The 24,541-nt window shown below is 72.9% G+C and carries 23 protein-coding genes and 1 pseudogene; 16 read left to right on the forward strand and 8 right to left on the reverse strand.

Going from position 1 to position 24,541, the window contains the following annotated elements:
* Positions 1-37 precede the first annotated feature (37 nt).
* The 3 genes from ABEE00_RS04575 to ABEE00_RS04585 all read left to right on the forward strand — a co-directional run bounded on the left by ABEE00_RS04575 (position 38) and on the right by ABEE00_RS04585 (position 2,678).
* Positions 38-946, forward strand: coding sequence for a YwqG family protein (locus tag ABEE00_RS04575; RefSeq protein WP_451918491.1), 909 nt, complete (start codon positions 38-40; stop codon positions 944-946).
* Positions 947-1,043: 97 nt separating this feature from the next.
* A complete protein-coding gene (locus tag ABEE00_RS04580; protein ID WP_345743912.1) occupies positions 1,044-1,523 on the forward strand; it encodes a hypothetical protein in 480 nt (159 codons plus the stop codon).
* Positions 1,524-1,814: 291 nt separating this feature from the next.
* Positions 1,815-2,678 carry an endonuclease I family protein gene (locus ABEE00_RS04585; RefSeq protein ID WP_345743913.1) on the forward strand — a complete coding sequence of 288 codons (864 nt, stop codon included), beginning with the start codon at positions 1,815-1,817 and terminating at the stop codon, positions 2,676-2,678.
* 115 nt (positions 2,679-2,793) lie between these two features.
* On the opposite strand, the gene ABEE00_RS04590 is transcribed toward ABEE00_RS04585, so the two are convergent.
* Entirely contained in the window at positions 2,794-3,159 is a 366-nt protein-coding gene (locus tag ABEE00_RS04590) for an ANTAR domain-containing protein (protein WP_345743914.1), read from the reverse strand.
* A gap of 282 nt (positions 3,160-3,441) precedes the next feature.
* Between ABEE00_RS04590 and ABEE00_RS04595 the strand changes: the two genes are divergently transcribed.
* The 4 genes from ABEE00_RS04595 (at position 3,442) to ABEE00_RS04610 (ending at position 5,515) form a co-directional block, all read left to right on the forward strand.
* Positions 3,442-3,939, forward strand: coding sequence for a DUF2975 domain-containing protein (locus ABEE00_RS04595; protein WP_345743915.1), 498 nt, complete (start codon positions 3,442-3,444; stop codon positions 3,937-3,939).
* Entirely contained in the window at positions 3,939-4,175 is a 237-nt protein-coding gene (locus ABEE00_RS04600) for a helix-turn-helix domain-containing protein (protein ID WP_345743916.1), read from the forward strand. Before ABEE00_RS04595 ends, ABEE00_RS04600 begins: the two co-directional genes overlap by 1 nt.
* 85 nt (positions 4,176-4,260) lie before the next feature.
* Positions 4,261-4,953 (forward strand): ribonuclease H family protein, encoded by a 693-nt coding sequence (locus ABEE00_RS04605; RefSeq protein ID WP_345743917.1) that lies wholly within the window; start codon positions 4,261-4,263, stop codon positions 4,951-4,953.
* A 142-nt stretch (positions 4,954-5,095) separates the two neighbouring features.
* Positions 5,096-5,515, forward strand: a complete 420-nt coding sequence (locus ABEE00_RS04610; protein ID WP_345743918.1) for a hypothetical protein — start codon at positions 5,096-5,098, stop codon at positions 5,513-5,515.
* A gap of 45 nt (positions 5,516-5,560) precedes the next feature.
* Here ABEE00_RS04610 and ABEE00_RS04615 read toward each other — a convergent pair whose 3' ends face one another.
* The 5 genes and pseudogenes from ABEE00_RS04615 to ABEE00_RS04635 all read right to left on the reverse strand — a co-directional run bounded on the left by ABEE00_RS04615 (position 5,561) and on the right by ABEE00_RS04635 (position 11,508).
* Positions 5,561-6,838, reverse strand: a complete 1,278-nt coding sequence (locus ABEE00_RS04615) for a cytochrome P450 (RefSeq protein ID WP_345743919.1) — start codon at positions 6,836-6,838, stop codon at positions 5,561-5,563.
* Between the two features lie 493 nt (positions 6,839-7,331).
* On the reverse strand, positions 7,332-7,637 hold the full coding sequence (locus ABEE00_RS04620; protein WP_345743920.1) for an ANTAR domain-containing protein: 306 nt from the start codon (positions 7,635-7,637) through the stop codon (positions 7,332-7,334).
* A gap of 342 nt (positions 7,638-7,979) precedes the next feature.
* Positions 7,980-8,537, reverse strand: a pseudogene (locus ABEE00_RS04625) (GNAT family N-acetyltransferase).
* Positions 8,538-8,595: 58 nt separating this feature from the next.
* The gene (amaB, locus tag ABEE00_RS04630) at positions 8,596-10,125 is read right to left on the reverse strand and encodes an L-piperidine-6-carboxylate dehydrogenase (RefSeq protein ID WP_345743921.1); all 1,530 of its coding nucleotides are present in this window, start codon (positions 10,123-10,125) and stop codon (positions 8,596-8,598) included.
* A 234-nt stretch (positions 10,126-10,359) separates the two neighbouring features.
* Positions 10,360-11,508, reverse strand: coding sequence for an NAD(P)/FAD-dependent oxidoreductase (locus ABEE00_RS04635; RefSeq protein ID WP_345743922.1), 1,149 nt, complete (start codon positions 11,506-11,508; stop codon positions 10,360-10,362).
* 137 nt (positions 11,509-11,645) lie between these two features.
* Between ABEE00_RS04635 and ABEE00_RS04640 the strand changes: the two genes are divergently transcribed.
* The 6 genes from ABEE00_RS04640 to ABEE00_RS04665 all read left to right on the forward strand — a co-directional run bounded on the left by ABEE00_RS04640 (position 11,646) and on the right by ABEE00_RS04665 (position 17,677).
* Positions 11,646-12,611: a D-2-hydroxyacid dehydrogenase family protein gene (locus ABEE00_RS04640; RefSeq protein ID WP_345743923.1), complete on the forward strand. Its 966-nt coding sequence runs from the start codon at positions 11,646-11,648 to the stop codon at positions 12,609-12,611.
* Positions 12,612-12,761: 150 nt separating this feature from the next.
* Positions 12,762-13,640, forward strand: coding sequence for an MBL fold metallo-hydrolase (locus ABEE00_RS04645; RefSeq protein WP_345743924.1), 879 nt, complete (start codon positions 12,762-12,764; stop codon positions 13,638-13,640).
* A 162-nt stretch (positions 13,641-13,802) separates the two neighbouring features.
* Entirely contained in the window at positions 13,803-14,477 is a 675-nt protein-coding gene (locus ABEE00_RS04650) for a YdcF family protein (RefSeq protein ID WP_345743925.1), read from the forward strand.
* A 130-nt stretch (positions 14,478-14,607) separates the two neighbouring features.
* On the forward strand, positions 14,608-15,387 hold the full coding sequence (locus tag ABEE00_RS04655) for an aminoglycoside adenylyltransferase family protein (RefSeq protein WP_345743926.1): 780 nt from the start codon (positions 14,608-14,610) through the stop codon (positions 15,385-15,387).
* Between the two features lie 133 nt (positions 15,388-15,520).
* Positions 15,521-16,627, forward strand: coding sequence for a baeRF2 domain-containing protein (locus tag ABEE00_RS04660; protein ID WP_345743927.1), 1,107 nt, complete (start codon positions 15,521-15,523; stop codon positions 16,625-16,627).
* Between the two features lie 135 nt (positions 16,628-16,762).
* Positions 16,763-17,677, forward strand: coding sequence for an EamA family transporter (locus tag ABEE00_RS04665; RefSeq protein ID WP_345743928.1), 915 nt, complete (start codon positions 16,763-16,765; stop codon positions 17,675-17,677).
* A gap of 124 nt (positions 17,678-17,801) precedes the next feature.
* On the opposite strand, the gene ABEE00_RS04670 is transcribed toward ABEE00_RS04665, so the two are convergent.
* Complete coding sequence (locus ABEE00_RS04670; RefSeq protein ID WP_345743929.1) at positions 17,802-19,166, reverse strand: family 43 glycosylhydrolase; 1,365 nt, start codon at positions 19,164-19,166, stop codon at positions 17,802-17,804.
* A 542-nt stretch (positions 19,167-19,708) separates the two neighbouring features.
* On the opposite strand from ABEE00_RS04670, the gene ABEE00_RS04675 reads away from it, so the two are divergent.
* The 3 genes from ABEE00_RS04675 to ABEE00_RS04685 all read left to right on the forward strand — a co-directional run bounded on the left by ABEE00_RS04675 (position 19,709) and on the right by ABEE00_RS04685 (position 24,077).
* The gene (locus tag ABEE00_RS04675; RefSeq protein WP_345743930.1) at positions 19,709-20,947 is read left to right on the forward strand and encodes an AAA family ATPase; all 1,239 of its coding nucleotides are present in this window, start codon (positions 19,709-19,711) and stop codon (positions 20,945-20,947) included.
* Positions 20,948-21,135: 188 nt separating this feature from the next.
* Complete coding sequence (locus tag ABEE00_RS04680) at positions 21,136-23,574, forward strand: helix-turn-helix transcriptional regulator (protein ID WP_345743931.1); 2,439 nt, start codon at positions 21,136-21,138, stop codon at positions 23,572-23,574.
* Positions 23,575-23,951: 377 nt separating this feature from the next.
* The gene (locus ABEE00_RS04685; protein WP_345743932.1) at positions 23,952-24,077 is read left to right on the forward strand and encodes a hypothetical protein; all 126 of its coding nucleotides are present in this window, start codon (positions 23,952-23,954) and stop codon (positions 24,075-24,077) included.
* Positions 24,078-24,090: 13 nt separating this feature from the next.
* On the opposite strand, the gene ABEE00_RS04690 is transcribed toward ABEE00_RS04685, so the two are convergent.
* Positions 24,091-24,423: a glyoxalase superfamily protein gene (locus tag ABEE00_RS04690; protein WP_345743933.1), complete on the reverse strand. Its 333-nt coding sequence runs from the start codon at positions 24,421-24,423 to the stop codon at positions 24,091-24,093.
* Positions 24,424-24,541: the final 118 nt, after the last annotated feature.

The following is a 24,541-nucleotide window of genomic DNA, read 5'->3' on the forward strand; positions in this document are numbered from 1 at the left end:
CGAGCCCGGAGCCCGATTGTCAGTGGCGCCCGGCAAGATGGCTTACGTGACTACAGAGCAGGGCGCCGCCACCGCTGTCGACGCCGACACCCCCGAAGTCTTCGCGGCCCTGGCCCGCAAGCACCTCCCCGCCGACATCGCCGAGCAGTGGCTCCGGCTGCTGCGCCCCGCCGCCCACCTGCGCAAGGCGGGGGAGGGCGACGCGCTCGTCGGCCAACTCGGCGGGCTCCCGCGGCTCCCCGAGGACGTGGCGTGGCCGGAGTGGGAGGGATGCGGCCCGCTGTCCTTCGTCGCGGCCGTCGACTGCGCCGCGCTGCTGGCGGTGGGCGAGCTGGACATACCGCTGCGCACGGACGGCTGGCTCGCCTTCTTCTCTTACGACGACGAGGAGGCCGATCACCTCGTCGACGCGGGCGACCCGGACACCTGGGCCGGCGCACGCGTGCTGCATCTGCCGCGCCACTACGCCGAGTTGCCCGAACGGGAGGCACCCGACGACGCGTATGTCTACCGCGCGGTGCCCCTGACCGTACGCAGCGGACCCACCGCCCCCGACCTCGACTCGGCCGCCGTGGACACAGCCTTCGGTTTCGAGGGCCTGCCTCCGGCCGCGCGGTACGACCACCCCGTGGGCTCCGAGGAGTTCACCGACGCGCTGTGGGATCTGCGCAGCGGGCCGGCGCACCGAATAGGCGGGCACGCCGAGTACGTACAGGACGCGGTCGAGGAGGAGGTGGCCCGCGGCGCGCTGGGTCGCGACGTGCCCTGGAGTGATCCGCGCATAGCCGAGGAGGCCCGACGCTGGGTGCTGCTGGCCCAGTTCGACACCGACGACGACGCGGACATGATGTGGGGCGACTGCGGCGTCCTGTATTGGCTCATCCGCCCCGAGGACCTGGCCGCCAACCGATTCGAGGAGGCGCGCTTGACGTGGCAGTGCGGATGAGACCGCTCGGCGACGCGGGCATATGGATGCGGGAGTGGAGGCGGTCGCGGGGGAGCGGGCCTCGCGTGGTCCCGGTGTCCCGTGATCGACTGCCGGGATGGAAGCCATCGCCGCCAGCGTCATAGCCGTACTCGGAACGCTCCTCGGCGCGGCCCTCACCCACTACTCCCAGCAGCGCACGGCCGGCCGCGCCGCGCACCTGGCCCGGCGTGAGCAGCTGCGGCAGGAACGCCTCGACGCCTACAGCACCTTCGCCGGAGCACTGATCAACTACCGCCGCAGCCTGGTGCACCGGTGGTTCTGCGAGAACGAGCAGCCGCCGCCGGACGACCCGGACGCAGCACGGAAGAGTTCGTACGAGATTCGGAGCCAGGCTCAAGAGGCGCTGTTCCGCGTGCACATGCTCACGGACGACGACACCCTGACGCGGCTCGCGGACACGGCGTTCTACGGCATCGACGGGCTCAACAAGGCCGAGGACCGGACCCGCCTCGATCATCGGCGTGACGAAACCCGGGCCGCCATCAACGAGTTCGTGACCACCGCGCGGACCCGCATACAGGCCGGGCTCGACTGACGGCAGGCCGACCTCGGCTGACAGGAGGACGACAGCGCCGAACACGAAACAGATCACGGAGCACGGCGGCGCGTGACCAACTGCCCTGCGGGGCAACGCCGTTCGCAGCCCTCTCCTCGACTCCGCGCGTCTCCCCGGCATCTTTCCTGTGACGTTCTGGTGTTTCGGTGAACGTGTGAGCGGTGCGGGTGTCAGGCTCTTGTGTGGCCGGAGTTCCACCGGTCGGCACCGCCCGCACCCCCACACCGATCGGCGGTGCGGTGTCACATCCCCGGGGGAGAGGAGATCGCGATGGCTCCGATACCCGCGGCCCTGCGCCGCAGAATATGGCCCACCGCCCTGACCGGGGTGGCCCTGCTCGCCCTCACCGCACCGCTGTCGGCCGCCGTCACGAGCGCGCCCGACGACGCGCGGGGCACCGACGAGGCGGGGCAGAGCGCCGGTTCACAGGGCGTGGGCAGCGCCGCGTACGACGACTACTACAAGGATGCCGAGGGCAAGACCGGCGCCGAGCTCAAGAAGGCGCTGCACGGCATCATCAGCGAGAACGTCAAGACCCTCAACTACGACCAGGTCTGGGACGCGCTCAAGGAAACCGACCAGGACCCGAAGAAGAGCTCCAACGTCATTCTGCTCTATTCGGGGCGCTCCGAGTCCAAGGACGCCAACGGCGGCGGTGCCGACGACTGGAACCGCGAGCACGTGTGGGCCAAGAGCCACGGCGACTTCGGCACCTCACCCGGCCCCGGCACCGACGTGCACCACCTGCGCCCCGCCGACGTGTCGGTCAACTCTACGCGCGGCAACAAGGACTTCGACAACGGCGGCGAGGAGGTCGAAGGGGCGCCGGGCAACCGCACCGACGACGACTCCTTCGAGCCGCGCGACGCGGTCAAGGGCGATGTCGCGCGCATGATCCTGTACATGGCGGTGCGCTGGGACGGGCAGGAGGGCGCGCCCGATCTGGAGCCCAACGACAAGGTGGACAACGGTTCGGCCCCCGCCATCGGGAAGCTGTCCGTGCTGAAGAAGTGGAGCGAGGAGGACCCGCCGGACGACTTCGAGAAGAACCGCAACAGCGTGATCTACGAGAAGTACCAGCACAACCGGAACCCCTTCGTGGACCACCCGGAGTGGGTCGGCAAGATCTGGTGAGGGTCCCGCATCATGCCGTCTGACCAGCGGTGACGGCGTACATACGTGGGAGTGCCGGGCCGGCCTGTTGTGTGCGCGGTCCGGCGCTCCCGCGTCACTCACGCACCCGCGCGCCTCACTTGCGGGCGGCGGGCGCGCGGCGGTGTACGGCGCGGTCCATCTCGCGCTGGAGCTGCTCCGGCAGAGGCGGGCCTTCCGGCGTGTCCACCAGGGCCTCGGCCACGGTGTGGAGCTTCGTGTTCGAGTGCTGCGACACCTCGACGAGGACCCGCCAGGCGTCCTCGGCCGAGCAGTGCGCCACCGCCATGATGATTCCGCGCGCCTGGTCGATGACGGGGCGGGTCCGCATGGCCCGGCGAAGCTGGTGGTTCTCGGTGCGCAACTGCGTGGCCTCCGGGGGGATGTCCTCCGGGGCGGCGTCGTTCCGCGTGGGCGCTTGCCCGATGTCGGCGGGTGCATGGCCCGTGGTGCGTTGCCTCACTCCGCGCCCCTTTCTCAGGGTGCTGTGGCGCCCCTCCTTCTCAGGAAGAACCTGTCGTTTTCGTCCCCGTTGATGTCCCGTCCCCGTTCCCCGTCGTCGCTCCCCTCTCGCCACCGTCGCAGAGGCCGGGCAAGGCTGTCCACGCTTCCGGAAAGGAGCCGGGAGCACGGGGTCGCAAGCGCGAGGGGGCCGCCGCGCCAACCGTCGCACCGGCCCTCCCGGGCCTGACCGCGCCTGCCCGTGCCTATTGAAAAACGATAGGTGTCTATCGATAATCGATATATGCACCGACACATCACAGGGGCCCTCAGGGCCGGTACCGTCGCGGCGTTCCTGCTGTGCCTCTTCGGTCAGATCGTGGTCATTCCGGGGACGGTGGCGGGCGAGGTCGACAGCTTCCCGCCGTACGCGCCCTACGCCGTGCCCTATGCGGCGCTCGCGATTCTGGGCGTCGCGTGCGTCCAAGTCGGCCTGGTGGCCGTATGGATGCTGCTGGCCATGGTCCGGCGCGACGCGCTCTTCACGCCCTCGGCGTTCCGCTGGGTCGACGTACTGATCGCCGCCTCCGTGGTCGCCACGCTCCTGGCGCTCGGCGCCGGCGGGCACCTCGCCACGGCCTCCCTCCCCTCGCCCGGCGGCGGCATGGACGTCGAGAGCGCCTTGGGCGCGGCGCTGGCCTGCGCCGCGGTGGGGGCGGCGTTCGCGATGCTCCTCGTGGTCATGCGCGGTCTGCTCCGCAAGGCGACCGCGCTGGAGACCGAGATGGCCGCGGTCGTCTGATGGCGATCGTCGTCGACCTCGACGCGCAGCTTGCCCGACGGGGGCTGTCGGTGGGGGAGTTCGCCGCGGCGGTGGGCATCACGCCCGCCAATGTCGCGGTGCTCAAGAACGGGCGCGCGAAGGCCGTGCGGTTCAGCACCCTCGACGCGATCTGCCGCACCCTCGGCTGCCAGCCGGGCGACGTACTGCGCTGGGTGCCCGATGAAGAGGCGGAGGAGGGCGGGACCGCGCGCTGAGGTCATCGTTCCGGCACCCGCAAGCCCAGCCCCAGCCGCTCGCACCTGTCGCCGAGCACCCCCGCGGACCTGGCATGATCGAGGGATGCCAGAACGTATGGTCGCGGCCTGCGACGGTGCCGCCAAGAGCAATCCCGGACCCGCGGGCTGGGCCTGGGTACTCGCCGATCCGGCGGGCACCCCGCAGCGCTGGGAGGCGGGGCCCCTGGGCCGCAACACGAACAACGTCGCCGAACTCACCGCGCTCGCCGAGCTGTTGGAGTCCACCGATCCCGCCGTGCCGCTGGAGGTCCGGATGGACTCGCAGTACGCGATGAACGCGGTCACCAAGTGGATCGCGGGGTGGAAGCGCAACGGCTGGCTGACCTCGTCGAAGAAGCCGGTGGCCAACAAGGAGCTCGTGGTGCGCATCGACACCCTGCTCCAGGGGCGTGACGTGGTGTTCGAGCACGTTCTCGCGCACCAGGTGGACGGCGACCCGCTCAACGCCATCGCCGACTCGGCCGCCAGCACCGCCGCCTCCGAACAGGTGCCGGCGGGCACCTCGCACGGCGCCACCGAGGTGCCGGAGCCGAGTCCCGAGACCGAGGACAAGCCCCGCGCGGCCGCCCCGCGCAAGTCGCGTCCGCGCAAGTCGTCGGGCGGTTCGGCGCCCGTAATCAAGGCCAAGTTCCCCGGCCGCTGCGGCCAGTGCCGTTCCCCTTACGAGGTGGGCGAGAAGATCACCAAGGTGACCGCCGGGTGGGGGCACGAGGGCTGCCGCGCCTCGGCCACGTAACGGCGTCCGCATCGCAGCGGGAGCCGGTACGCGGTGGCGCCGTGGGGTGACCGCGCGCGGGGCGTCGCCGGTACGCGGGGGCGCCGCCGATTCAGTTGAATGATGCAGTGATCCGGCTCCGGCTGCGGGGTAGTTTTCCCGCATGGAACCGGGCGGGAGCGAGCAGGCCGCGGACATCTGTGACTTCTGCGGACAACTGCTGGGCGGCGACGCCTGCCTGGACCTCGTCCCCGACTCCTCGGCCGTGCACGCGCACGATCCGGCGAAGGACGGGCTGCGGCTGGTGGTGGCCTGCTCAGCCGGGCATCTGGAGGAGCTGCGCGAGGAGTACCGGCGACGGCCCTTCCTCGACGAGGAACTGTTCGCCGGAAAGATCACCCGGGCCCTGCGGGCACATCCGCAGGGCCTCTCCCGTCGGCGCCTGGCACGTCTGACCGGACTGCGCCCCGCGGAGATCGAGCGCGCGATGGCCTGGAAGAACGCGCGGATCAGACGCTGGCGCGAGCAGTACGGCGAGGGCTGGGGCGAGGACAGCCCCGGCGAGGACGCCAGCCCGCGCTGAATTCGGGCCATCGAACGGGGGCTATCGCTCGCCCCGCATCGGTACCTAGGCCGCGGCTCCCCCGACCGTGAGCAGGACGCCGCTGCGCGGGCCCGTGGGTACCCGGTGGAGGGGGATCGACAGGTTCTGTTCGGGTACGTGGCAGTCGAGTAGGGCCAGGCGTGTCGCGAGGGTTTCCAGCAGGCCGACGGCGATGTTCTCGCCGGGGCAGCGGTGCCCGGTCTCCGGGAGGCCGCCGCCCTGCGGGATCAGCTCGTCCCGTTCGGGCGTCCGGCCGAGGAAGCGCTCGGGGCGGAAGGCGTACGGGTCGTCCCACAGGCGCGTGTCGTGGTGCTGCCCGTACACGTCGAGCAGGATCAGGCCTCCCGCCGGGATGTCCTCGCCGTGCCAGGACATGTCCTTGGCCGCGAGGCCGCCGAGGAACGGTACGAACGGGTAGAAGCGGCGCACCTCGTGCGCGAACGCGGTCGCGAAGTCCGCGCCTCCGGCCTCGTCGGCCGGCCCGCCCGCGAACCCGCCCCCGGCCCGCAGCCGCTCCCGGTGCTCGGGCCAGCGGTGCTGCGCGTGCGCCGCGAAGGCGAGGAACCAGCTCAGTGCGATGGTGGGCCGCAGGACGTTGAGCAGTTCCACGGCGGCGGTGTGCAGGTCCAGCAACTCGCCGGTGGCACCGCGGTGTTGGGCCACGCGCTCCAGCACGGAGCCGGGCGGCGCCGTACGGGTGCCCGCGCGTACCTCCCGTACCAGCGACGACAGGCGCCGCTCCTGGCGCGCGCGGGCCCGGCGGGCGCGCCAGTGCCGGGGACCCGGGGTCGCGAAGCCGTCCACCATCGCGATCATGTCGCGGGCCGTCGCGTCGGCCTCGGCGTCGTCCAGGGGTACGCCGGCCCAGCGGTGCACTCCGCGGGTGAGCACTCGGCTCGCCTCGTCGAAGAGGGTGATCCGCGGCCGCTTCGTCCACTCCGGCACGGCCTCGTCCCATGCCTCGCCGACCCGTTCGCTCAGCGCGGCGACGGTCCGGGGCTCCAGCAGGGGGAGGAACAGTTCCTTGCGGGCAAGGTGTTCCGCGCCGTCCAGGGTGTGCACGGCGCCGTGCCCGAACAGCGTGCTCAGCACGGGCCCGGGCACCGCGCGATGGCGGTGCACGTGCTCCTCGTCGTAGAAGAACCGCACCGCCTCGGGGCCGCGCAGCGCCACGGCGGTACGGCCCAGCAGCCGCGTGCGCAGCACGGGGCCCGGAGCCCGGCGCATCCGGTTGGGCAGCCAGGCGTAGCCCTCGGTGAGCAGGGCCGGGGTCTGATCGCTCAGGGGGTGGCTCGCATCCATGGCGCCCGGGTGCCCGCCCCGCGCGCGGGGACACGCGGCGTTTCGGCCGGGCAGCGGGGGCGCGGAGCCTGCGCGAATGTGTGCCGGGTGTGCGTCGGCCGCGTACGGCATGCGCATCTGCGGGGCGAACGGGCGGCGGAAGATGGCGAGTTGGGCTTCGGTACGAGGCCGAAGCGGCCCGTCGGTACGCGGCCGATATCGCCCGGAGTGTCCGTGGCATGAGGGGGTAGTCAGAGGGCAGCGTCACCGGTTCGAGCGACAGCCGATGGCGCAGCCTCCACGGCGTGCGCCCGGGGCACCCGAGGGAGGCGGGCATGCCCGGTCCGGTCGCATGTGGGGCCGGACCGGGCAGCGCTCGGCGCGGACGACGACTCCGGTGGGCCGTGGGCGTGGATCGTCGTGAGTGCGGTCATGTCGTGAGTGCGGCCATGGGGAAGCGCGGTCATCGGGAGGTGCGGCCTTCGGGAGGCGCGGCCCTCGGGGAGTGCTCCCTTCAGGAGGGGCCGGTGCAGGCGCGGTAGCGGGCGATCGCCTTCGACAGTTCGCCGCGTTCGGGCTCGGGCATGGGCGTGCCCTGGGCGAAGAGCAGGATGTGCTCGGCGACGGTGCGCAGCTTGACGTTGGTGCGCTGGGACACGTCCCGCAGGACGCGCCAGGCCTCCTCGGGAGCTATCTGCCCCAGGGCGACGACGACTCCCATGGCCTGGTCGACGGTGGCGTGCGAGGAGACGGCGCGGTGCAGGTGCTGGACCTCGGTGTGGAGCTCGTCGTGCTCCACGGCGAGGTCGGTCGCGGACAACAGCCTCAGAGGGTGATGGACTGAGAGCGCGAAGAAGGCCATGGGACTCCTCGGCGGGTCGAAGTGTCATCAAAGTCTGCCCAGAGCGCGACAGTTGACGCGACACAATCGGCCGAACGAATTCCACGTCACAGCGTTACTGGCGCTATTCCCTTCCGTTTGTGACCGATACGGCAACCTTGCGCAAGAGGGCCGCAGCACTTGATGCCGGGGCCGGAGCGCACGTTGCCCATGGCGCGCCTCACCGCGCTGGAGCGGCGGGGTGCGCGTATGGCCCGCGGGCGTACCCGCAACGGGGCTCAGAGCGGCGGAGAACGAGCGTTCTCCGGTCCGGCAGCGCCCTCAGGGCAGGGGAGAACCAGCGTTCTCCGCCCCGACCCGCCGGGCCAGCACCATCCCCGGCCAGTCGCCCGAGCGGAAGGGGCATGCGGGGGCGAAGCCGTTGCGCTCGTAGAACGCGACCAACTCGCCCCCGCCGCCCGCCCAGCAGTCCACCCGCAGCAGATCCACCCCGGCCGCGCGGGTCTCCTCGGCGGCGTGGGCGAGCAGCGCGGCGCCGATGCCCCGGCCCGCGTACCGGCGGTCGGTGACCAGCAGCCGGACGTACCGTTCGGGCTCCCCGGCCGGTTCGACCGGCAGCTACGGGCTGGGGCCGCTGTCGAGGACCAGGACGCCGACGGGGTGGCCGTCCGACTCGGCGAGGTACGGGGCGTTCTCTGTCATGTAGCGCTCGACCCGTTCCACTCCGCCGGGCCTTCGCGAGTACGGGACCGTGCCCCACTGCTCGGTGTTGCCGCGCGCGTTCATCCAGGCCACGGCGGCGTCCAGCATGTGCAGCACGGGCTGTACGTCGTCAGGGCCGCCCGGTCTGATCCGCAGAACGTGCGTTCTCTCGTCCATGCCGGAAGCGTAGGCGGCGCGGAAGCCGGGGGATGAGGCAGGCCCAACTACCGGCTTCTCACAGGAAGCTGACGTTTTGGGCCAGGGAGAGTTCGCTGGAGTAGTTGACCGTGTTGGTGGCTCGGCGCATGTAGGACTTCCAGGCGTCGGAGCCGGACTCGCGTCCGCCGCCCGTGTCCTTCTCGCCGCCGAACGCGCCGCCGATCTCCGCGCCCGAGGTGCCGATGTTGACGTTGGCGATGCCGCAGTCGGAGCCCGCCGAGGACAGGAACAGCTCGGCCTCCCGCTGGTCACGGGTGAAGATGCTGGAAGAGAGGCCCTGCGCCACGCCGTTGTGCAGCGCGACGGCCTCCTCGAAGGTGTCGTAGGTGAGCACGTAGAGGATCGGCGCGAAGGTCTCCTCGCGCACGGTGTCGCTCTGTTCGGGGACGCGGACGAGCGCGGGTTCCACATAGGCCGCCCCGGGAGCCTGTTCCGCCAGGCGGCGGTTGCCGCCCGCCAGGACCTCGCCGCCCTCGGCCCGTACCCGGTCGAGCGCCGCGTTCATCCGCTCCAGCGCCGCGGGCGAGATCAGCGGGCCGACCAGCGTGCCTTCCCGGGACGGATCGCCGACGGGCAGCTTGCGGTACGCGGCGGTGAGGCGCTCCACGACGGTCTCGGCGATGTCGCGGTGCACGATGAGCCGGCGCAGCGTCGTACACCGCTGCCCTGCCGTGCCGGCCGCGGCGAAGACGATGCCCTGCACCGCGAGGTCGAGGTCGGCCGAAGGGGCGACGACCGCCGCGTTGTTGCCGCCCAGTTCGAGCAGGCTGCGGCCCAGGCGCGCCGCCACGCGCGGCCCCACCTCACGGCCCATGCGGGTCGAGCCCGTGGCGCTGACCAGCGCGACCCGGGGGTCGTCCACGAGCCGTTCGCCCACCGCGCGGTCGCCGAGCAGCAGCCGGTGCACCGCGTGCGGAGCGCCCACGTCCTCGGCGGCGCGCTCCAGCAGCCGGGCGCAGGCCAGCGAGATGAGCGGGGTCAGCTCGGAGGGCTTCCAGACCACGGTGTCGCCGCAGACCAGGGCGACGGCCGTGTTCCAGGACCACACCGCGCAGGGGAAGTTGAAGGCGGAGACGACGCCTACCACGCCGAGCGGGTGCCAGGTCTCGGCGAGGCGGTGGCCGGGACGTTCGGAGGCGATGGTGCGGCCGTAGAGCTGCCGGGAGAGGCCGACCGCGAAATCGCAGATGTCGATCATCTCCCGTACCTCGCCGAGCGCCTCCGAGCGGATCTTGCCCGCCTCGACGGTGACGAGTTCGGCCAGGTCCTCCTGGTGGGTGCGCAGCAGGTCGCCCAGGCTGCGTACGAGTTCGCCGCGCTGCGGCGCCGGCGTATCGCGCCAGCCGGGGAACGCGGCGTGCGCCTCGGCCACGGCGGCCCCGGCCTCCTCCGGCGTACCGGCCCTGAGCCCGAAGAGGTCGTCCCCGGTGATGGGGGTGCGCGCGGCGAGGTCACCGCCCTCGGGCAGGGCGACGCCGATCGCGTCGAGGGCGGTCCTGGCACGGGTGCGCAGGTCGTCGGTGCCGGGGAGGGCGTCCGTTGTCATGCTGCTCCTCACGTAGCGGGTGTGGCGGGTGTCCTCAAGTGCGGGGCGGGCGCCGGGCCTTCGGCCGCCGCGGCCCACATGATCCGCCGCGCGTCACATCATCGCGACCAGCGGAACATTCCGGTACGCCGCCGGGCCGGAGCTCTCCGGCGACACGCGCGCGGAAGCCGGACCACACGGACACCCCGTGGCACGCGGGGGCACACGCCGCCCGGATCACACGCCCCGCGCGCCTCACACGACGTGCGCCTCGGGCCGTTTCGCCGACCCCGTACGGAAGCGGTCGGCGCTCAGTGGCGTGAGGTCGGCGAAGGGCTCGCGCTCCAGATACAGGTCGCGCAGCACCTCGCCCACCGCGGGCGCCTGGAGGAAGCCGTGGCCGGAGAACCCGGTGGCGTACAGGAGGTTGACCAGCTCTCCCGAGCGGCCGATCAGCGCGTTGTGGTCCGGCGTGACCTCGTACAGGCCCGCCCAGCCGCCCGCCGTCTCCATCCCGGCCAGCTCGGGCGCGCGGTGCCGCACGGCCTCGCGGAAGAGAGGCAGCCAGCCGGGCGTCCAGGTGGTGTCGAAGCCCTCCGGTTCCGCCGGGTCGGCCAGGCCGAACAGCAGCCCGTCGTCGCTGTTGTGGAAGTAGGCGCTGGACGCGAAGTCGATGGTGAACGGGATGCGGGGCGCGGGCGGCGACAGCGGGGCGGTGAAGGCGAGTTGGCGGCGCACGGGCCGTACGGGCAGGTCGAGGCCGAGCATGTCGCCGATCAGCCCCGACCACGCTCCCGCCGTGCAGATGACGGTTTCGCAGGTCAGGTGGCCGCGGCTGGTGTGCACCCCGGTCACGCGCGCGCCGCTCGTGTCGAAACCGGTCACGTCCGTCCCGGTGGCCAGGGTGACGCCCGCTTCGGCCGCGGCCCGCGCGTAGCCGCGCACGACGAGGGCGGGGCGGGCGTGGCCGTCGGCGGGGGAGTACGCGGCCGCCGTCAGGCCCTCGGTGCGTACGTAGGGGCACAGGCTCCCGGCCTCGGCCGGAGTGATCATCCGGCTCGGGACGCCGAGGCCGTTCTGCACGGCGACGGCGTGCTCGAACTCCGCCCGCTGCTCCTCGTCGGTGAGGAGGAAGAGGTAGCCGACCGTGTCGAGCCCGATGTCCGCGCCGGGGCGGGTGGGGAAGGCGTGGAAGGCGCGCAGACTGCGGTGGCCCAGCTCGATGTTGAGCGGGTCGGAGAACTGGGCGCGCACCCCGCCGATGGGCTTGGCCGAGCTGCCGTGGCCGAGCTCGCCGCGTTCGACGAGGACGATGTCGCGCACTCCGGCCTCGGCCAGGTGAAAGGCGGTGCTGACGCCCATCACGCCGCCGCCGACGATCACGACACGGGCGGAGGAGGACATGCGGCCATGTCTTCCCCGCACGGACCGGGACCACCCGTGGAGGCACCCGCTCCGGAATCACCGGCCCCGGCCCCGCGTTGACGATCAACGTCAGCGAAAGCAACGCTTCGGGACCCCGTCCCTGAAGGAGAGCATTCATGCCCGAGATCCGCCGCGTGGCGATTCTGGACGACTACCAGCAGGTCGCGCACCGGTACGCCGACTGGAGCGCCCTGCCGGACGGCGTACGGCCGACGGTGTTCACCGAGCCGTTCGGCGGGCCCGAGGCGGTGATCGCGGCGCTGGAGCCGTTCGACGTCGTCGTGGCCATGCGGGAGCGCACCGCGTTCCCCGCCGAGGTGCTCGGCAAGCTCCCCAACCTGCGCCTGCTGGTCACCACGGGCCCGGGCAACGCCGCCATCGACGTGGCGGCGGCCGAGCGCCGGGGCGTGCTCGTCTGCGGCACCCGGGGCGCGGGTCTGACCCCGACCGCCGAGCTGACCTGGGCCCTCATCCACGCCGTCGCGCGCTCGCTGCCCGCCGAGGACGCCGCGGTGCGCGACGGCGGCTGGCAGCACACGATCGGGCGTGACCTGTACGGGGCCCGGCTCGGCCTCGTGGGCCTGGGCGGCATCGGCAGCAGCGTGGCGAAGATCGGGCTCGCCTTCGGCATGGACGTGGTGGCCTGGAGCGCCAACCTCGACCCCGAGCACGCGCGCAGTCAGGGCGTCACGCCCGTGAGCCAGCGCGAGCTGCTGACCAGCTCCGATGTGGTCTCCATTCACCTCAAGCTCTCGGAGCGCAGCACCGGCCTGATCGGCCGCGAGGAACTCGCGCTCATGCGCCCCGACGCGCTGCTGGTCAACACCTCGCGCGGGCCGATCGTCGACGAGCAGGCGCTGCTGGAGGCGCTGCACGCCGGGCGGCTCGGCGGGGCCGGGCTCGACGTGTTCGGCACCGAGCCGCTGCCGGCCGACTCGCCCTGGCGCAGCGCGCCGCGCACGGTCCTCACCCCGCACCTGGGCTATGTCACCGGGCGCAGCTACGAGGTCTTCTACGGCGACGCGCTGGAGGACGTCCTCGCGTACGCGGCGGGGGAGCCGGTGCGGGTGATCACGCCGTGACGGCGCGGGGGCCGCGTGCGGGCCGCGCGGCGTGAGCCGTCTTCCGTACGTACGCAAAGAGGCAGCAGCACGTCGGAGTGCAGAGCGGCGCAGAGCGGTGCAGAGAAGTGCAGCACAGCGCAGACCAGAGCAGAGAGGAAGTACCTCGCAGTGACGAGTGAACAGGGCTTCGCCCAAGGGCAGTCGGGAGCGGCCGGCCGGCTGGGCGACACCCCGGAGACGCGGCTGCCGGGTGCGTGGACGCGCACCCTCGGCGAGCTGACGCTGAGTTACCTTCCGGACTCCGGCATCGCGATGCTCCCGGAGCGGGTCTACCCGGGCACCGGGCCGGAGGACTGGGAGCCGCACCGCCGCCATCTGACGGAAGCGGGCCATCTGGCCATGGGCTGCGGCGCGCTGCTCGTCGAACGCGGTTCCACGCGGCTGCTCATCGACGCAGGTCACGGCAGTGTTTCGGGCGAGGAGCCCGCGCCTTTCCAGCACTCCTACGCGCATGTGCGGCATCTGCCGGCGGCCCTGGAGAAGCTGGGCGTCGACCCGGCCGAGGTGGACGCGGTGGCCTTCACCCACCTCCACCCCGACCACAGCGGGTGGGCGCGCCCCGACGCGACCGAGGGCGAGGACAGCCTGTTCCCGAACGCGCGCTGGCTGCTCGGCGAGGGGGAGCCGCCCGAGCCGCTGGCCGGAGGGAAGGAGCGGGTCACCTGCGTACCCGACGGCGCAGAGATCGCCGACGGCGTCCGGGCCTGGGCCCTCAGCGGCCACACACCCGGCCACACGGCCTGGATCCTCGACACCGGCGACGGCCGCTCGGTGGTGGCCTTCGGCGACGCGATGCATTCGCCGGTGCAGGTCCGGCACCCCGACTGGGAGGTCCTGCTCGACGGCGACCGCGAGGCGGCCGAGCGTTCCCGGCGGCGGCTGGTGGAGCACCTGTCGGGCGAGGGAGTGCTGGGTTTCGGAGTCCACTTCGCCGACCAGCAGGTGGGGACGGTGGAGAACGGGCGTTGGCGGGGGATCGACGCGTGAGGGTCCGTCGGACGGGAGCCCGCTGAGGGCCGGCCTCTCGTGACCGGCCTTTCGTGACGCTTGTTGCACGGCGTTCCCGTCGGGCGGGGTGTTCTCGCGGGGTGCCTCCTGTCAGCATCCGGTGCTGTGCGACAGCGTGCGGGCGAGCGACAGGAGGCACCCGTGACGGACGTGCGGCCCCGCATCACCGAGGAGCACCGGCGACTGGCCGCCCTGCTCTGGGACTTCCAGCGGATGCGGCACCGGCCGCGCGCGGCGGACGCGGCGATCGCGCTGGGGAGCCACGACCTGGGCGTGGCCTCCTGTGCTGCCGGGCTCTACCACGCCGGGCTGTTCCCCACCCTGGTGTTCACCGGCGGCAACAGCCCCGGCACCGTCGACCGCTTCCCGCGCGGCGAGGCCGTCCACTACCGCGAGGAGGCCCTGCGGCTCGGCGTTCCCGACGCGGCGATCCTGACCGAGCCGCGGGCCGCCAACACCGGCGAGAACATCGCCTTCTCCCGCGCGCTCCTCGAAGGCCGCGGCCGCGCGCCCCGCACCGTCCTGCTGGTCACCAAGCCGTACATGGAGCGCCGCGCCTTCGCCACGGCCCGCAAGCTGTGGCCCGGGGTCGAGCCCGTCTGCGCTTCGCAGCGCGTGGAGTTCGCCGAGTACGTCAAGGGCATCGGCGACGAGAGGCTGGTTCTCGACACGCTCGTGGGTGATCTCCAGCGGGTGCTGGAGTACCCGAAGCGCGGCTTCGCCGTGGCGCAGTACGTGCCGGGGGAGGTGCGCGCCGCGTACCGGTCGCTCGTCGCGGCGGGGTACGACGGGCACCTGATCGGGGCGGGCGTCTGACCGGAGCGGGCGTCTGACCGGGGCAGGCATCTGATCGCGGGGTGAGAACGCGCGTTCTCCGTGGCGGCGCGTTCTCCGCGGCCGCGGAATGCGCGTGCCACCCCGCCCGCCGCTCCCCGACACTGGGCCGATGGATCAACTTCGCGAGACCGTCTCCCTCCTCCGCAGCGTGCTCGGACAGGAACTCGTCGGCGCCTATCTGCACGGCTCTGCCGTGCGCGGCGGGCTCCAACCGGCCAGTGACCTGGACGTTCTGGCCGTCGTACGGAGCAGCCTGGACGAACCGAGGCGGCGGGAACTCCTCGCGGGGCTGCTGGAGATCTCCGGCCTCACGGCCGAGGTGCGGCCCGTCGAACTCGCCGTCGTCGTCCAGTCCGAGGTCCGCCCCTGGCGCTGCCCGCCCGCCTGCGACTTCCTCTACGGGGAGTGGATGCGCGAGGAGCTGAGCACGGACGCGTCGCCGCGCCCAGCGCCGATGCCCGACCTGGCCCTGCTGATCACCATGGCGCTGGCCGGCGACCACGCGCTGGTTGGACCGCCTCCCGCCGACGTACTCGATCCGGTGCCGCACGCCGACCTCGTACGCGCAAGCGTGGCCGGCGTGCCGGAACTCCTCGAGGACCTGCACGGCGACACCCGCAACGTGCTGCTCACCCTCGCCCGCGTCTGGACCACGCTGGCCACCGGCGAGATCCGCGCCAAGGACGCGGCCGCGGAATGGGCGCTCGCCCAGCTCCCCGCCGAGCACCGCCCCGTACTGGAGCACGCGCGGGACCTCTACCTCAACTGCCATTACGCGGACGAGGAATGGAGCGACGAGCTGCGGTCACAGGTGCGCCCGCACGTGGACCATGTACTCGCCCGCATCGACGGGTGGACAGACGGATCGCTGCCCCCGGGCACGGGATGAGGGTGCGGGCAGTCCCCGTATGAAGCGGCGGGGGCTCCAGCCGTGCCGGGTGGTGTCCGTTATGCGACGCTTGCTGGGTTCGTTCTGCTGGGTTCCAGAGGGAAGGGCAGGGGCGCCCCCGCCCCGGTTAGGCATGGATCTGGACTACGTACGGCCGCTTTACGAGGGCGAAGGCGAGGGCGACGGGTTCGTCGTCTCGGTGTGTCTGGACACCACGCGGGCCGTGGCCGACGCCGAGCGGCAGATCGAGACCCGCTGGAAGACGCTGCGGCGCTCGCTCGCCGAGCAGGGCGCCGACGAGGCCACGCTCGACGCGGTGGGCGAGGCGGTCGGCGGCGTGGGCGACCTCCCGGGACCGCAGGGCGAGGCGCTGTTCGCCGCGAACGGGCGGCTGCTCGGCGCGTACACGATGGCCGAGCCCCCGCCCTCCGACCTGGCCCGGCGGCTGCCCGTGCCCGATCCGCTGCCGCTGGCCTTCGACCGCGACCACCAGGTGCCGCACGTCGTCGTCGCGGTGGACCGCGAGGGCGCCGACGTGGACGCCTATCCCGCTGCCGCCCACGAACCGGCCTTCCGGCGCACCTTCAACGGCAGCACCCTGCACATCACCCGGGTCAAGGGCGGAGCCGAGGCGCAGGCGTCCTACCACCGGCGCACCGAGAACCTGTGGGACGAGAACACGGGGCAGGCAGCCGAAGAGGTACGCGCCGCAGCCGACGCGGTGGACGCCGCGGTGATCCTCGTGGCCGGCGACCCCAAGGCCATGGGCCTGCTGCGGGAGCACCTGGCAGGTCCCGCCGTCCCGCCGCTGGAGCACATCGGCGGCGGGCGCACCGACGTGCAGGCACGCGCGGCCCTGCGGGAGAGCGCCGACGCCGCGCTGCGCGAGGTGATGGCGGACCGGCACGCGCGGGTGCTGCGCGGGCTGGAGGAGCACCTGGCCGGTGAGCAGGCACTCCAGGGGCTCCCGGCCGTGAAGGAGGCGCTGTCCGAGGGGCGGGTGGAGACCCTGTTCCTGGACGGCGAGGACGAGGCGGGCGAGGTCACGCTGTACGCGTCGCGGCGCGAGCCCCTGGTGCTGGGCAGCGATCCGGCCGCGTTCGGCGAGGACCCCACCGTGTTCGAGGCGCCGGCGCGCACGCTGCTGTTCCGCTCGGCGGTGCTGGGCGGCTCCTCGTTCACCGAGATCCTGCCGCCGACGCGGTGCACGGACGGGATCGCGGCGACGCTGCGGTACTGAGGCGATGCTGCGGTACTGGGGCGATGCTGCGGTACTGGGGCGATGCTGTGCTGCTGAGGCGATGTTGCGGGATTGAGGCGACACTGCGGTACCGAGGGGGCGCGTTGAACCACGCGTGCATGTTTCCCTGCCCTCATGTCCGCTGATGCCCTGGCCCTGCTCTCGGCGCTGTGCTTCGGGCTGGCCCACTTCTTCAACGGGCTGCTCTCGCGCCGCGCCTCCAGCACCGCCGTGGCCCTCGCCGGGCAGCTCGGCGGCACCGCCCTGATCCTCGCCCTCACGCCGCTCGACCCCGGCCGCGACGTAGGCCCGGAGGCGCTGGCCTGGGGCGCGCTCTCCGGCGTCGGCACCGGAATCGGCGTGGGCTTCCTCTACCGCGCCATGTCGCGCGGGCGCTTCAGCGTGGTCGTGCCGCTGAGCGACGTCGCGGCGGTGACCCTTCCGGTGCTCGTCGGCGTGGCCCTGCTGGGCGACCGGCCCGGATGGCTCGCCTGGTGCGGCATCGCCTGCGCGCCGTTCGCGCTGTGGCTGGTCTCCCGCTCCCGCGAGGCCGACGCGGACGCGAACTCCCAGGTGGGAGCCGAACCCCTGCCGGGGGCCGACTCCCCGGCAGGGACCAACTCCCCGGCGGGTGGCGGGCGTACGGCGTCCGGCGCCGGCGACGCGCTGATCGCGGGCCTCGGCTTCGCGCTGCAGTTCATCGCGCTGGGCCGTACGGGACCCGAGGCGGGCCTGTGGCCGCTGGTGCTCAGCAGGGTGGTTTCGGTACTGGCACTGCTGCCCCTCCTCGCCCTCAGCACGGGACGCGTACGGCTGTCGCCCACCCTGGCCTGGCTGTCGGCGGGCGCCGGTGCGCTGGGCACCCTGGCCATCACGCTCTACACCCTCGCCACGCGGGAGCAGTTGCTCTCCCTGGCCGTGGTGCTCACCTCGCTGTATCCGGCCCTCCCCGTGCTGCTCGGCGTGATCTTCCTGCGCGAGCGCCTGACCAGGGCACAGACGGCGGGACTGCTGTGCGCCGCGGCGTCCATCGCGCTGATCTCGCGGTGAGGGGCGAGCGCACGGGTCGCGCACATGGCGAGGACCGAGCACGCGACGAGGGCCGCGACGCCGACGAAGCGCCGCGGCCCTGCCTGCGGGCGTGCCCGTCAACTACGGTGCACGCCACGCCCGTTCACCCCCGCCGCTTCACGTACAGCCGGTTGCCCTGCGGGCCCGTCCACTCCAGTTGGACGACGCCGGCCACGGCTGCGTCCTTCTTGCGGGAGGGGTCGGCCCAGTAGCCCTGGGCCGGGTTGCGGAAGAAGGTGGCCCACAGGCCGCCCTTGTGGTCCTTGAAGAAGTTGTTGTGCCCGGCGCCCACGCCCGCCGTCCACCGCTTGGAGTACGGGCCCTCGAAGCGGTCGGAGACGGCGACGATCGCGTCGTACTGGTACTGCTTGTGCTCCTTGTCCGCCGGGTCGTAGGCATAGCGGGTGCCGCCGTCGGGATTCTTGGAGGTGCAGTCCCAGGCGGCCTGCACCAGGAAGTACTTGCCGCCGTGCTTGAAGACGTACGCGCCCTCCAGATACGGCTCGGGCTTGTATGGGGTCTGCCGGAAGGCGGGCAGGCCGGTCGTGGGCTCGATGTCCTCCATGTCCTTGCGGAACTTCGCGTACAGGTCGTTGTGCAGCACCAGCCACGCGTCGTCGTTCTCGGTGTAGATGCTGCCGTCGATGTGGAAGTACGCGCCCGGCTTCACGACGTCGGGGCCGCCGGGCAGGGGCTCGCCGAAGGGCTTCTCCAGATTGCCCTTGATCACCCGGTACGGGCCCTCCACGCCGCGCTCGCTGACCAGTACGAACGAGCCGACCTTCCGGGAGTGGTCGCCCATGCACGCCACGATGTACCAGCGCCCGCGGAAGTAGTGCACCTCGGGGGCCCACGCCTCGCCGCGCTTGCCGAACTCCTCGTCGTGCCAGTACTCCTGCCACGGCGCGACGACCGTGCGGCCCGGCTTGTTCTCGTTCACGAACTCCGGCGACCACACCTTGCCGCGCTCCCCGTCGGGGCGGATGCGGGAGGTGTCGGCCAGCTTCCACGGGCCGCGCAGGGAGCGCGCCGTCCACAGGAAGATGCCGTCGTTCCAGGGCGCCGCCCCGTCGAGCTTGGGCACACGGGTGGTGCCGGTCGCCACGTACAGCGGCTTGCCGTCCACCATGAAGCAGTTGACGTAGGTGTCGCGCATCCACACGCGGCCCAGTTCCCTGTCGCGCGGGCGCAGTTCGAGGGGCAGGACGAAGGAGTTGTCCTCGCGCGGCCACAGGTCCTTGTCGGTGTCCGCCAGGCCGTACGGCTCGAGCTCGGGCCGGTTGTCGGGGAACCCGCCGGGCGGCGCGTCCTGCTCGGCCGCGGTGTTCTGCGTGGCGGTGTTCTCCGTGGAGGCGGAGCTCGTCCCGGTACCACAGGCGGAGAGGCCCGCCACGGCTCCCAGGGAACCGGCGACGCCGGCCAGCAGGGATCGGCGGCCGAGACGGGTCCGGTTCTCGGAGTCGGTCATCACTCACGTCCTTCGTCATCGCTACGTCGTGGAGCACCACGCCCCCGTCCTGGTAGGGACGGCGTGAGCGTGCGCGGAGTTGCGGAAGGGAAGCCACCGGCTGACCGGGACGGTACGGGACCGCCGTGGCCGAGGTGACCCGTGACGCGGCCACCGCCACGGACGGACCGGCGTCCTTGCCGAACCGCCGCCCAGAACCGCCGCCCGGAGCCGCCCCCGGCAGGCCACGCGGCGCGGCGAACCGCCCCTGGAACCGCTGCCCGAGGCCGCGGGCCTGCGCCGCGGAGCCGCCCCGCGCCGGGGCATGGCGTACAGCATGCGAAGGCGCGCCGATTTCCGTCAAGGCTCCGGAAAAAATGCCGGGGCGCGCGTGCGGGGTGCAGGCGCGCGGAGGATTCCGGCCAGGAGAGCGGCAGTTGGGTGTACCGAGGTATACCGGTCAGGGGGCGGATACCGATGTCTGACCGGTGCTCCGTGACGCACGCTGGAGCCTTCCGCACACGTGGTCGGCACGTGCGCGGAGAACGGCTGGAGGCGGGAGCATGCACGGCGCGGGGAACCCTCGGCCGGTCGCGCTGGTCGGCAGGGAGCAGGCGCTGTCCGAGGTCGGCGACCTGCTGCTGGCCGAACGCCTGGTCACGGTCACGGGCCCGGGAGGAGTGGGCAAGACCGCGCTCGGCACGGAACTGGTGCGCCGCACGGTCCCGGGGCGCTGGCCTGCCGCGACCCGGATCGACCTGGCCCACCTGACGGACGCGGACGCGCTGCCCCGGCACCTGCACCGCGCCCTGCGCCGCCTCGGCTCCTCGGGCGGAGGCCGGGCGGCCGGAGACAGCGTGGCCGGAGACCGAGCCGACGATGACCGGGCCCCCGGAGCCCGACCCGCCGAAGCCCGAGCCGATGCGTCACGGGCCGACGGGACCCCAGCCGCCGGAGCCCAACCCGAGGGCGCGGGCGAGGTGTTGCCGGACGGCGCGGGCGCGCGCGGAGCCCCCGGCGGGCTGGGCAGCGGCCCCGCGCTGCTGGTCGTGGACACCTGCGAGTATCTGGCCGAGCCCTGCGCCAAGGCCCTGCCCCGGCTCCTGGACGCACACCCGGGACTGCGCATCCTGGCCACCAGCCGCAGAGCGGTGACCGGTTCGGCCCACTACCGGCTGGGTCCGCTGTCCGCCGAGGACGCCATCCGGCTGTTCCAGACCGGCGCCCGGCGGTGGGGCGCCCCGCGGCCCGCCACCCTCAGGACGGCACGCCAGATCTGCGTGTTCCTCGACGGACTGCCGCTCGCCGTGCACATCGCCGCGGGCCAGCTCGTACGCCATTCGCCGGCCGAAGTCCTCGACCGGGTCTCGCGGATGGAGAGCGCGCGCTGCGCGGCGGCCGGGGGAGGGGAGGGGCACGGCGAGGTGCCGTCGCTGCTCGATCTCACCGTTCCCGGCCTGCCCGAACGCCAACGCACCTTGCGGGACTGCCTGCTGGCGACCTTCCGGCTGTGCTCCGGCGGCGAGCGTCTGCTGTGGGCGCGCTGCACGGTCTTCCCCGGCTCCTTCGACTTCAAGGACGCGGTGCAGGTCTGCGCCGACGAGCGGCTGCCGGCCGACGTACTGGCAGTGGCCTTCGGCGGACTGGAACAGCAGGCCCTCATCGTGCCGGGCGACCCTGGCGGCGTCCTGTACGCCATGCCCTGGATCCCCCGCGCGTACGGGCGCAGGCACCTGCGCGAGCTGGGCGAGGAACGGGAGTTCCTGAGGCGCTGCCTGACCTGGTCGCTGCCCGAGAGGTGAGCCGGAAGCCGTAGCCCCGTGAGCGCCGCACGCCCGCGGATACGCCGTCCCCTTGGCTTCGCAGGTCCCGCCTTCCGCGTACGGAGAAGGCGCAGGGACCGGCTCGAAGCCGCAGCCGCCGTCCGCCATCCCGCGTAGCGTAGGGATGCCCACTCGGGCGCACGGTACGCGGAGGGGGCTGGCACATCATGATGTCGGGGTATGGCACGGTGCGAGCGGGTGAACTGCCGCTGGAGGTCACCGGGTTCGTCGGCAGGGAGCGCGAACTGCAGGAGGTCGGCGCCCTGTTGGGCAAGGCCCGGCTGGTCTCGCTCACCGGCCCCGCGGGTGTCGGCAAGACCCGCCTCGCCCTGCGCGCCGCGCGTACGGCGCTGCCCCGCTACCCCGACGGCATCTGCTTCATCGAGCTCTCCTCGCTGCGCGACCCGGTGCTGCTCCCGCACACCGTGGCCGCCGCTCTCGGCCTGTCCGAGCACGGCGAGCGCGATCCGGTCACCCTCCTCGTCACCTATCTGACCGACAAGCGGCTGCTGCTGGTGCTCGACACCTGCGAGCACCTGCTCGACGCCTGCGCGATGCTCGCCGACCTGGTGCTGCGCAAGGCGCCGGGCGTCACGGTGCTGGCCACGAGCCGCCAACCGCTGGACACGCCGGGCGAGTTCGTCTGGCCGATCGCGCCGCTGCCCACCGACGACGAGGCGGTGCGGCTCTTCGCCGAGCGTGCCGCCGCCGTGGTGCCGGGCTTCACGCTCACCGAGGACAACCGGGACGACGTGATCGCCGTCTGCCGCTGGGTCGAGGGCATGCCCCTGGCGGTCGAGCTCGCCGTCGTACGCCTGCGGGCCCTGTCCCTCGGCGAGCTCGCCGCCCGGCTGCGCGGCAGGCTCCAGGCGCTGACCGGCGGGCGGCGCGCCGCGGTGCCCGAGCACCACCGCACCCTGCGCGCGACCCTCGACTGGAGCCACGAGCTGTGCACGCCCCAGGAGCAGGTGCTGTGGCGGCGGCTGTCGGTGTTCGCCGGGGACTTCGACGCGCGGGCCGCCGAGGAGGTGTGCGGCGGCGGCGAACTCCCCGGCGAGGACGTGCTCGACCCCCTCATCGGACTGATCGACAAGTCCGTGGTGCTGCGCATCGACGATGCCCCTGCCCGCTACCGGCTGCTGGACACGCTGCGCGAGTACGGGGCCGAGCGCCTGGCGGCGAGCGGCGAGGAGGACACCTTCAGGCGCCAGCACCTGGCCCATCTGGAGGCGCTGGCGGAGCGCGCCGACAGCCCGTTCCACAGCGACGAGCAGGCGGACAGGCTGCGGCACCTCGGGCGGCGGGTGCAGGACTTCCGCGTCGCGCTGCAGTACGCGCTCGCGCAGCCCACCCCCGTGCCGGCCCCGGCCGACCCCGCACCCGCTCCGGGCGACCGCGGTCTGGCACTGCGCGGCCTCGCCCTCGCCACACGGCTGTGGACCCACTGGGTCACCGCCGGGCACTTCCGCGAGGGGGCGCGCTGGCTGCGCGAGGGCCTGGACGCCGTGCCGCAGGAGTGCCCGGAACGGGTCGAGGCGCTGCACCGGCTCGGCTGGATGCTGATGATCCTCGGACGGTACGAGGAGGCCGCGCCGCCGTTGCGCGAGGCGCTGGAGACGGCGGAGCGGCTGGGCGACGAACGCGGTGCGGCCTACGCGGTGCAGTACCGGGGCTGCCTGGCGATGGTCCGCCTCGAACTGGCCGCGGCACACCGTGACCTGGACGAGGCGCGCCGCCGCTTCCGCGCGCTCGGCGACACCGACGGGCTCGCGGTCGCCGCCTTCGAGCAGACCTTCGGCGCCGCGCTGTCCGGTGACGCGGCCCACGCGTGGCGGGTGTCGGGCGAGGCGCTGGAGGCGCTGGCCTCCGTACCGGGGGAGTGCTGGACCCGCGGATACTGCCTGCTCTACCGGCAGTTGGCGCTCTGGCAGTCCCGCAACGACCCCGAAGCCATCGCCGCGCTCGCCGCCGCGTACCCACGGGTCGCGGCGGTCGCGGCGGACCTGGCGGGGGAACGCGACCGGCTCGGGCGCGAGGCGCTGGTCCTCAAGCAGCGCGTGGACGACCGGCTCGGCAGCGGCATCGCGCTGGAGCTGCTGGCCTGGTCGGCGGCCGAGTCGGGGCGTTGCGAGCGGGCCGCGTGGCTGCTGGGCGCGGCCCACACACTCTGGGAGAAGGTCGGCTGCACGCTCTTCGACATGGAGATCCTGGTGGCGCAGCAGCGCGCGGCGGCCGAAGCGGTGCGCGCCGCGCTGGGCAGTACGGAGTACGAGGCGCTGCACGCGCGGGGCGCGGCCCTGGACACCGCGCGGGCGGTGGCGTACGCGGCCGAGGACAGGGACGTGCTGCCCGAGCCGCACCGGGGCGCGGCGGTCCGGGGCGAGAAGGGCCCCGCTGCGCGGCAGTCGCGCGACCGCGCCCCCGTGCGGCCCGGCGGCCTCACCCGGCGCGAGCGCGAAGTGGCCGCGCTGGTGGCCCAGGGACTGACCAACCGCGAGATCGCCGAACGGCTCGTGGTCTCCAAGCGCACCGTGGACGCGCACGTGGAGCACATCCTCAACAAGCTGGGCTTCACGTCCCGCACACAGATCACCGCCGCGCACTGAGGCCCAGACGCGCTGAGGCCCAGACGCGCTGACGCACTGAGGCACCGACGCACTGAGGCACCGACGCACCGACGCCGGGTCACGGTCGGAGAGGCCGCGAAACCGGGCCCTGCGACCGGCGACCGGACAGGCGTGCCCAACTTGCCCCGAGTGAACGCGGGTTGAACTCTCCCCTCTGCCGCAACCTTTCTGCACCGGCCGCGTTGAACAGCCCGGCGCGCTCCCCGGCGCCCGGGTCGTGTGGGTGCGGGTCCGGCGACCTCGCCTGGCGTACGGACTCGCGGTGACGGAACCGGTGACTGGCAGACGCCGGGGAGCGCTCCTTGACGGTGGGTTCGCGGTATCGGGACGGGTACTGCCTGAGGTTTCGAGGCTTCTTGGACCGGTATGACGCGGAGGGCGATCCGCTGCCGCGGTGGGTGGGCTGGGCGCGCACGGCGCTGCTGGCCCTGGCCGTGCTGACGATCGTCGCGGCGGTGGCGATGCAGGTGGTGGGGGCGTGAGCGGCGGCCGTCCTCAGTCCGAAGGCGTGCCGATCCGGAGCCTGTTGCCGTCGGGATCGCGCAGCTCCAGCTCGCGCGCCCACGGCGCGTCCTCGGGCTGCACGCCGAACTCCTCGGCTATGGAGTCCACATCGCGCACCCGGAGATAGACGAGCGTGTCGGGCCGCGCGTCGCCCGTGTGCTCGGACAGGAACAACCGCACCCCGCCCCGCGCGACTTCGACGAACGCGGGGAGGCCCGGGGCGAAGCGGTGCTCCCACTCCGGGGAGAAGCCGAGCCGTGCATACCAGTCGACGGACGCCGCGGCGTCCTCGACACGAAGGATGGGGATGACCTCTTCGTCCATGCGGCCACTCTCGCAGCGGGCACTGACAATCCACCGGGGCGAGCAGCCCGCCGAGCCGGCGCCGGGGCCGGACCCGAGAGTCCGGCCCCGGCATACGGGAGTCGACCGCGCAGAGCCC

The sequence above is a fragment of the Streptomyces odontomachicola genome, from assembly GCF_039605595.1.
Classification (GTDB): Bacteria; Actinomycetota; Actinomycetes; order Streptomycetales; family Streptomycetaceae; genus Streptomyces.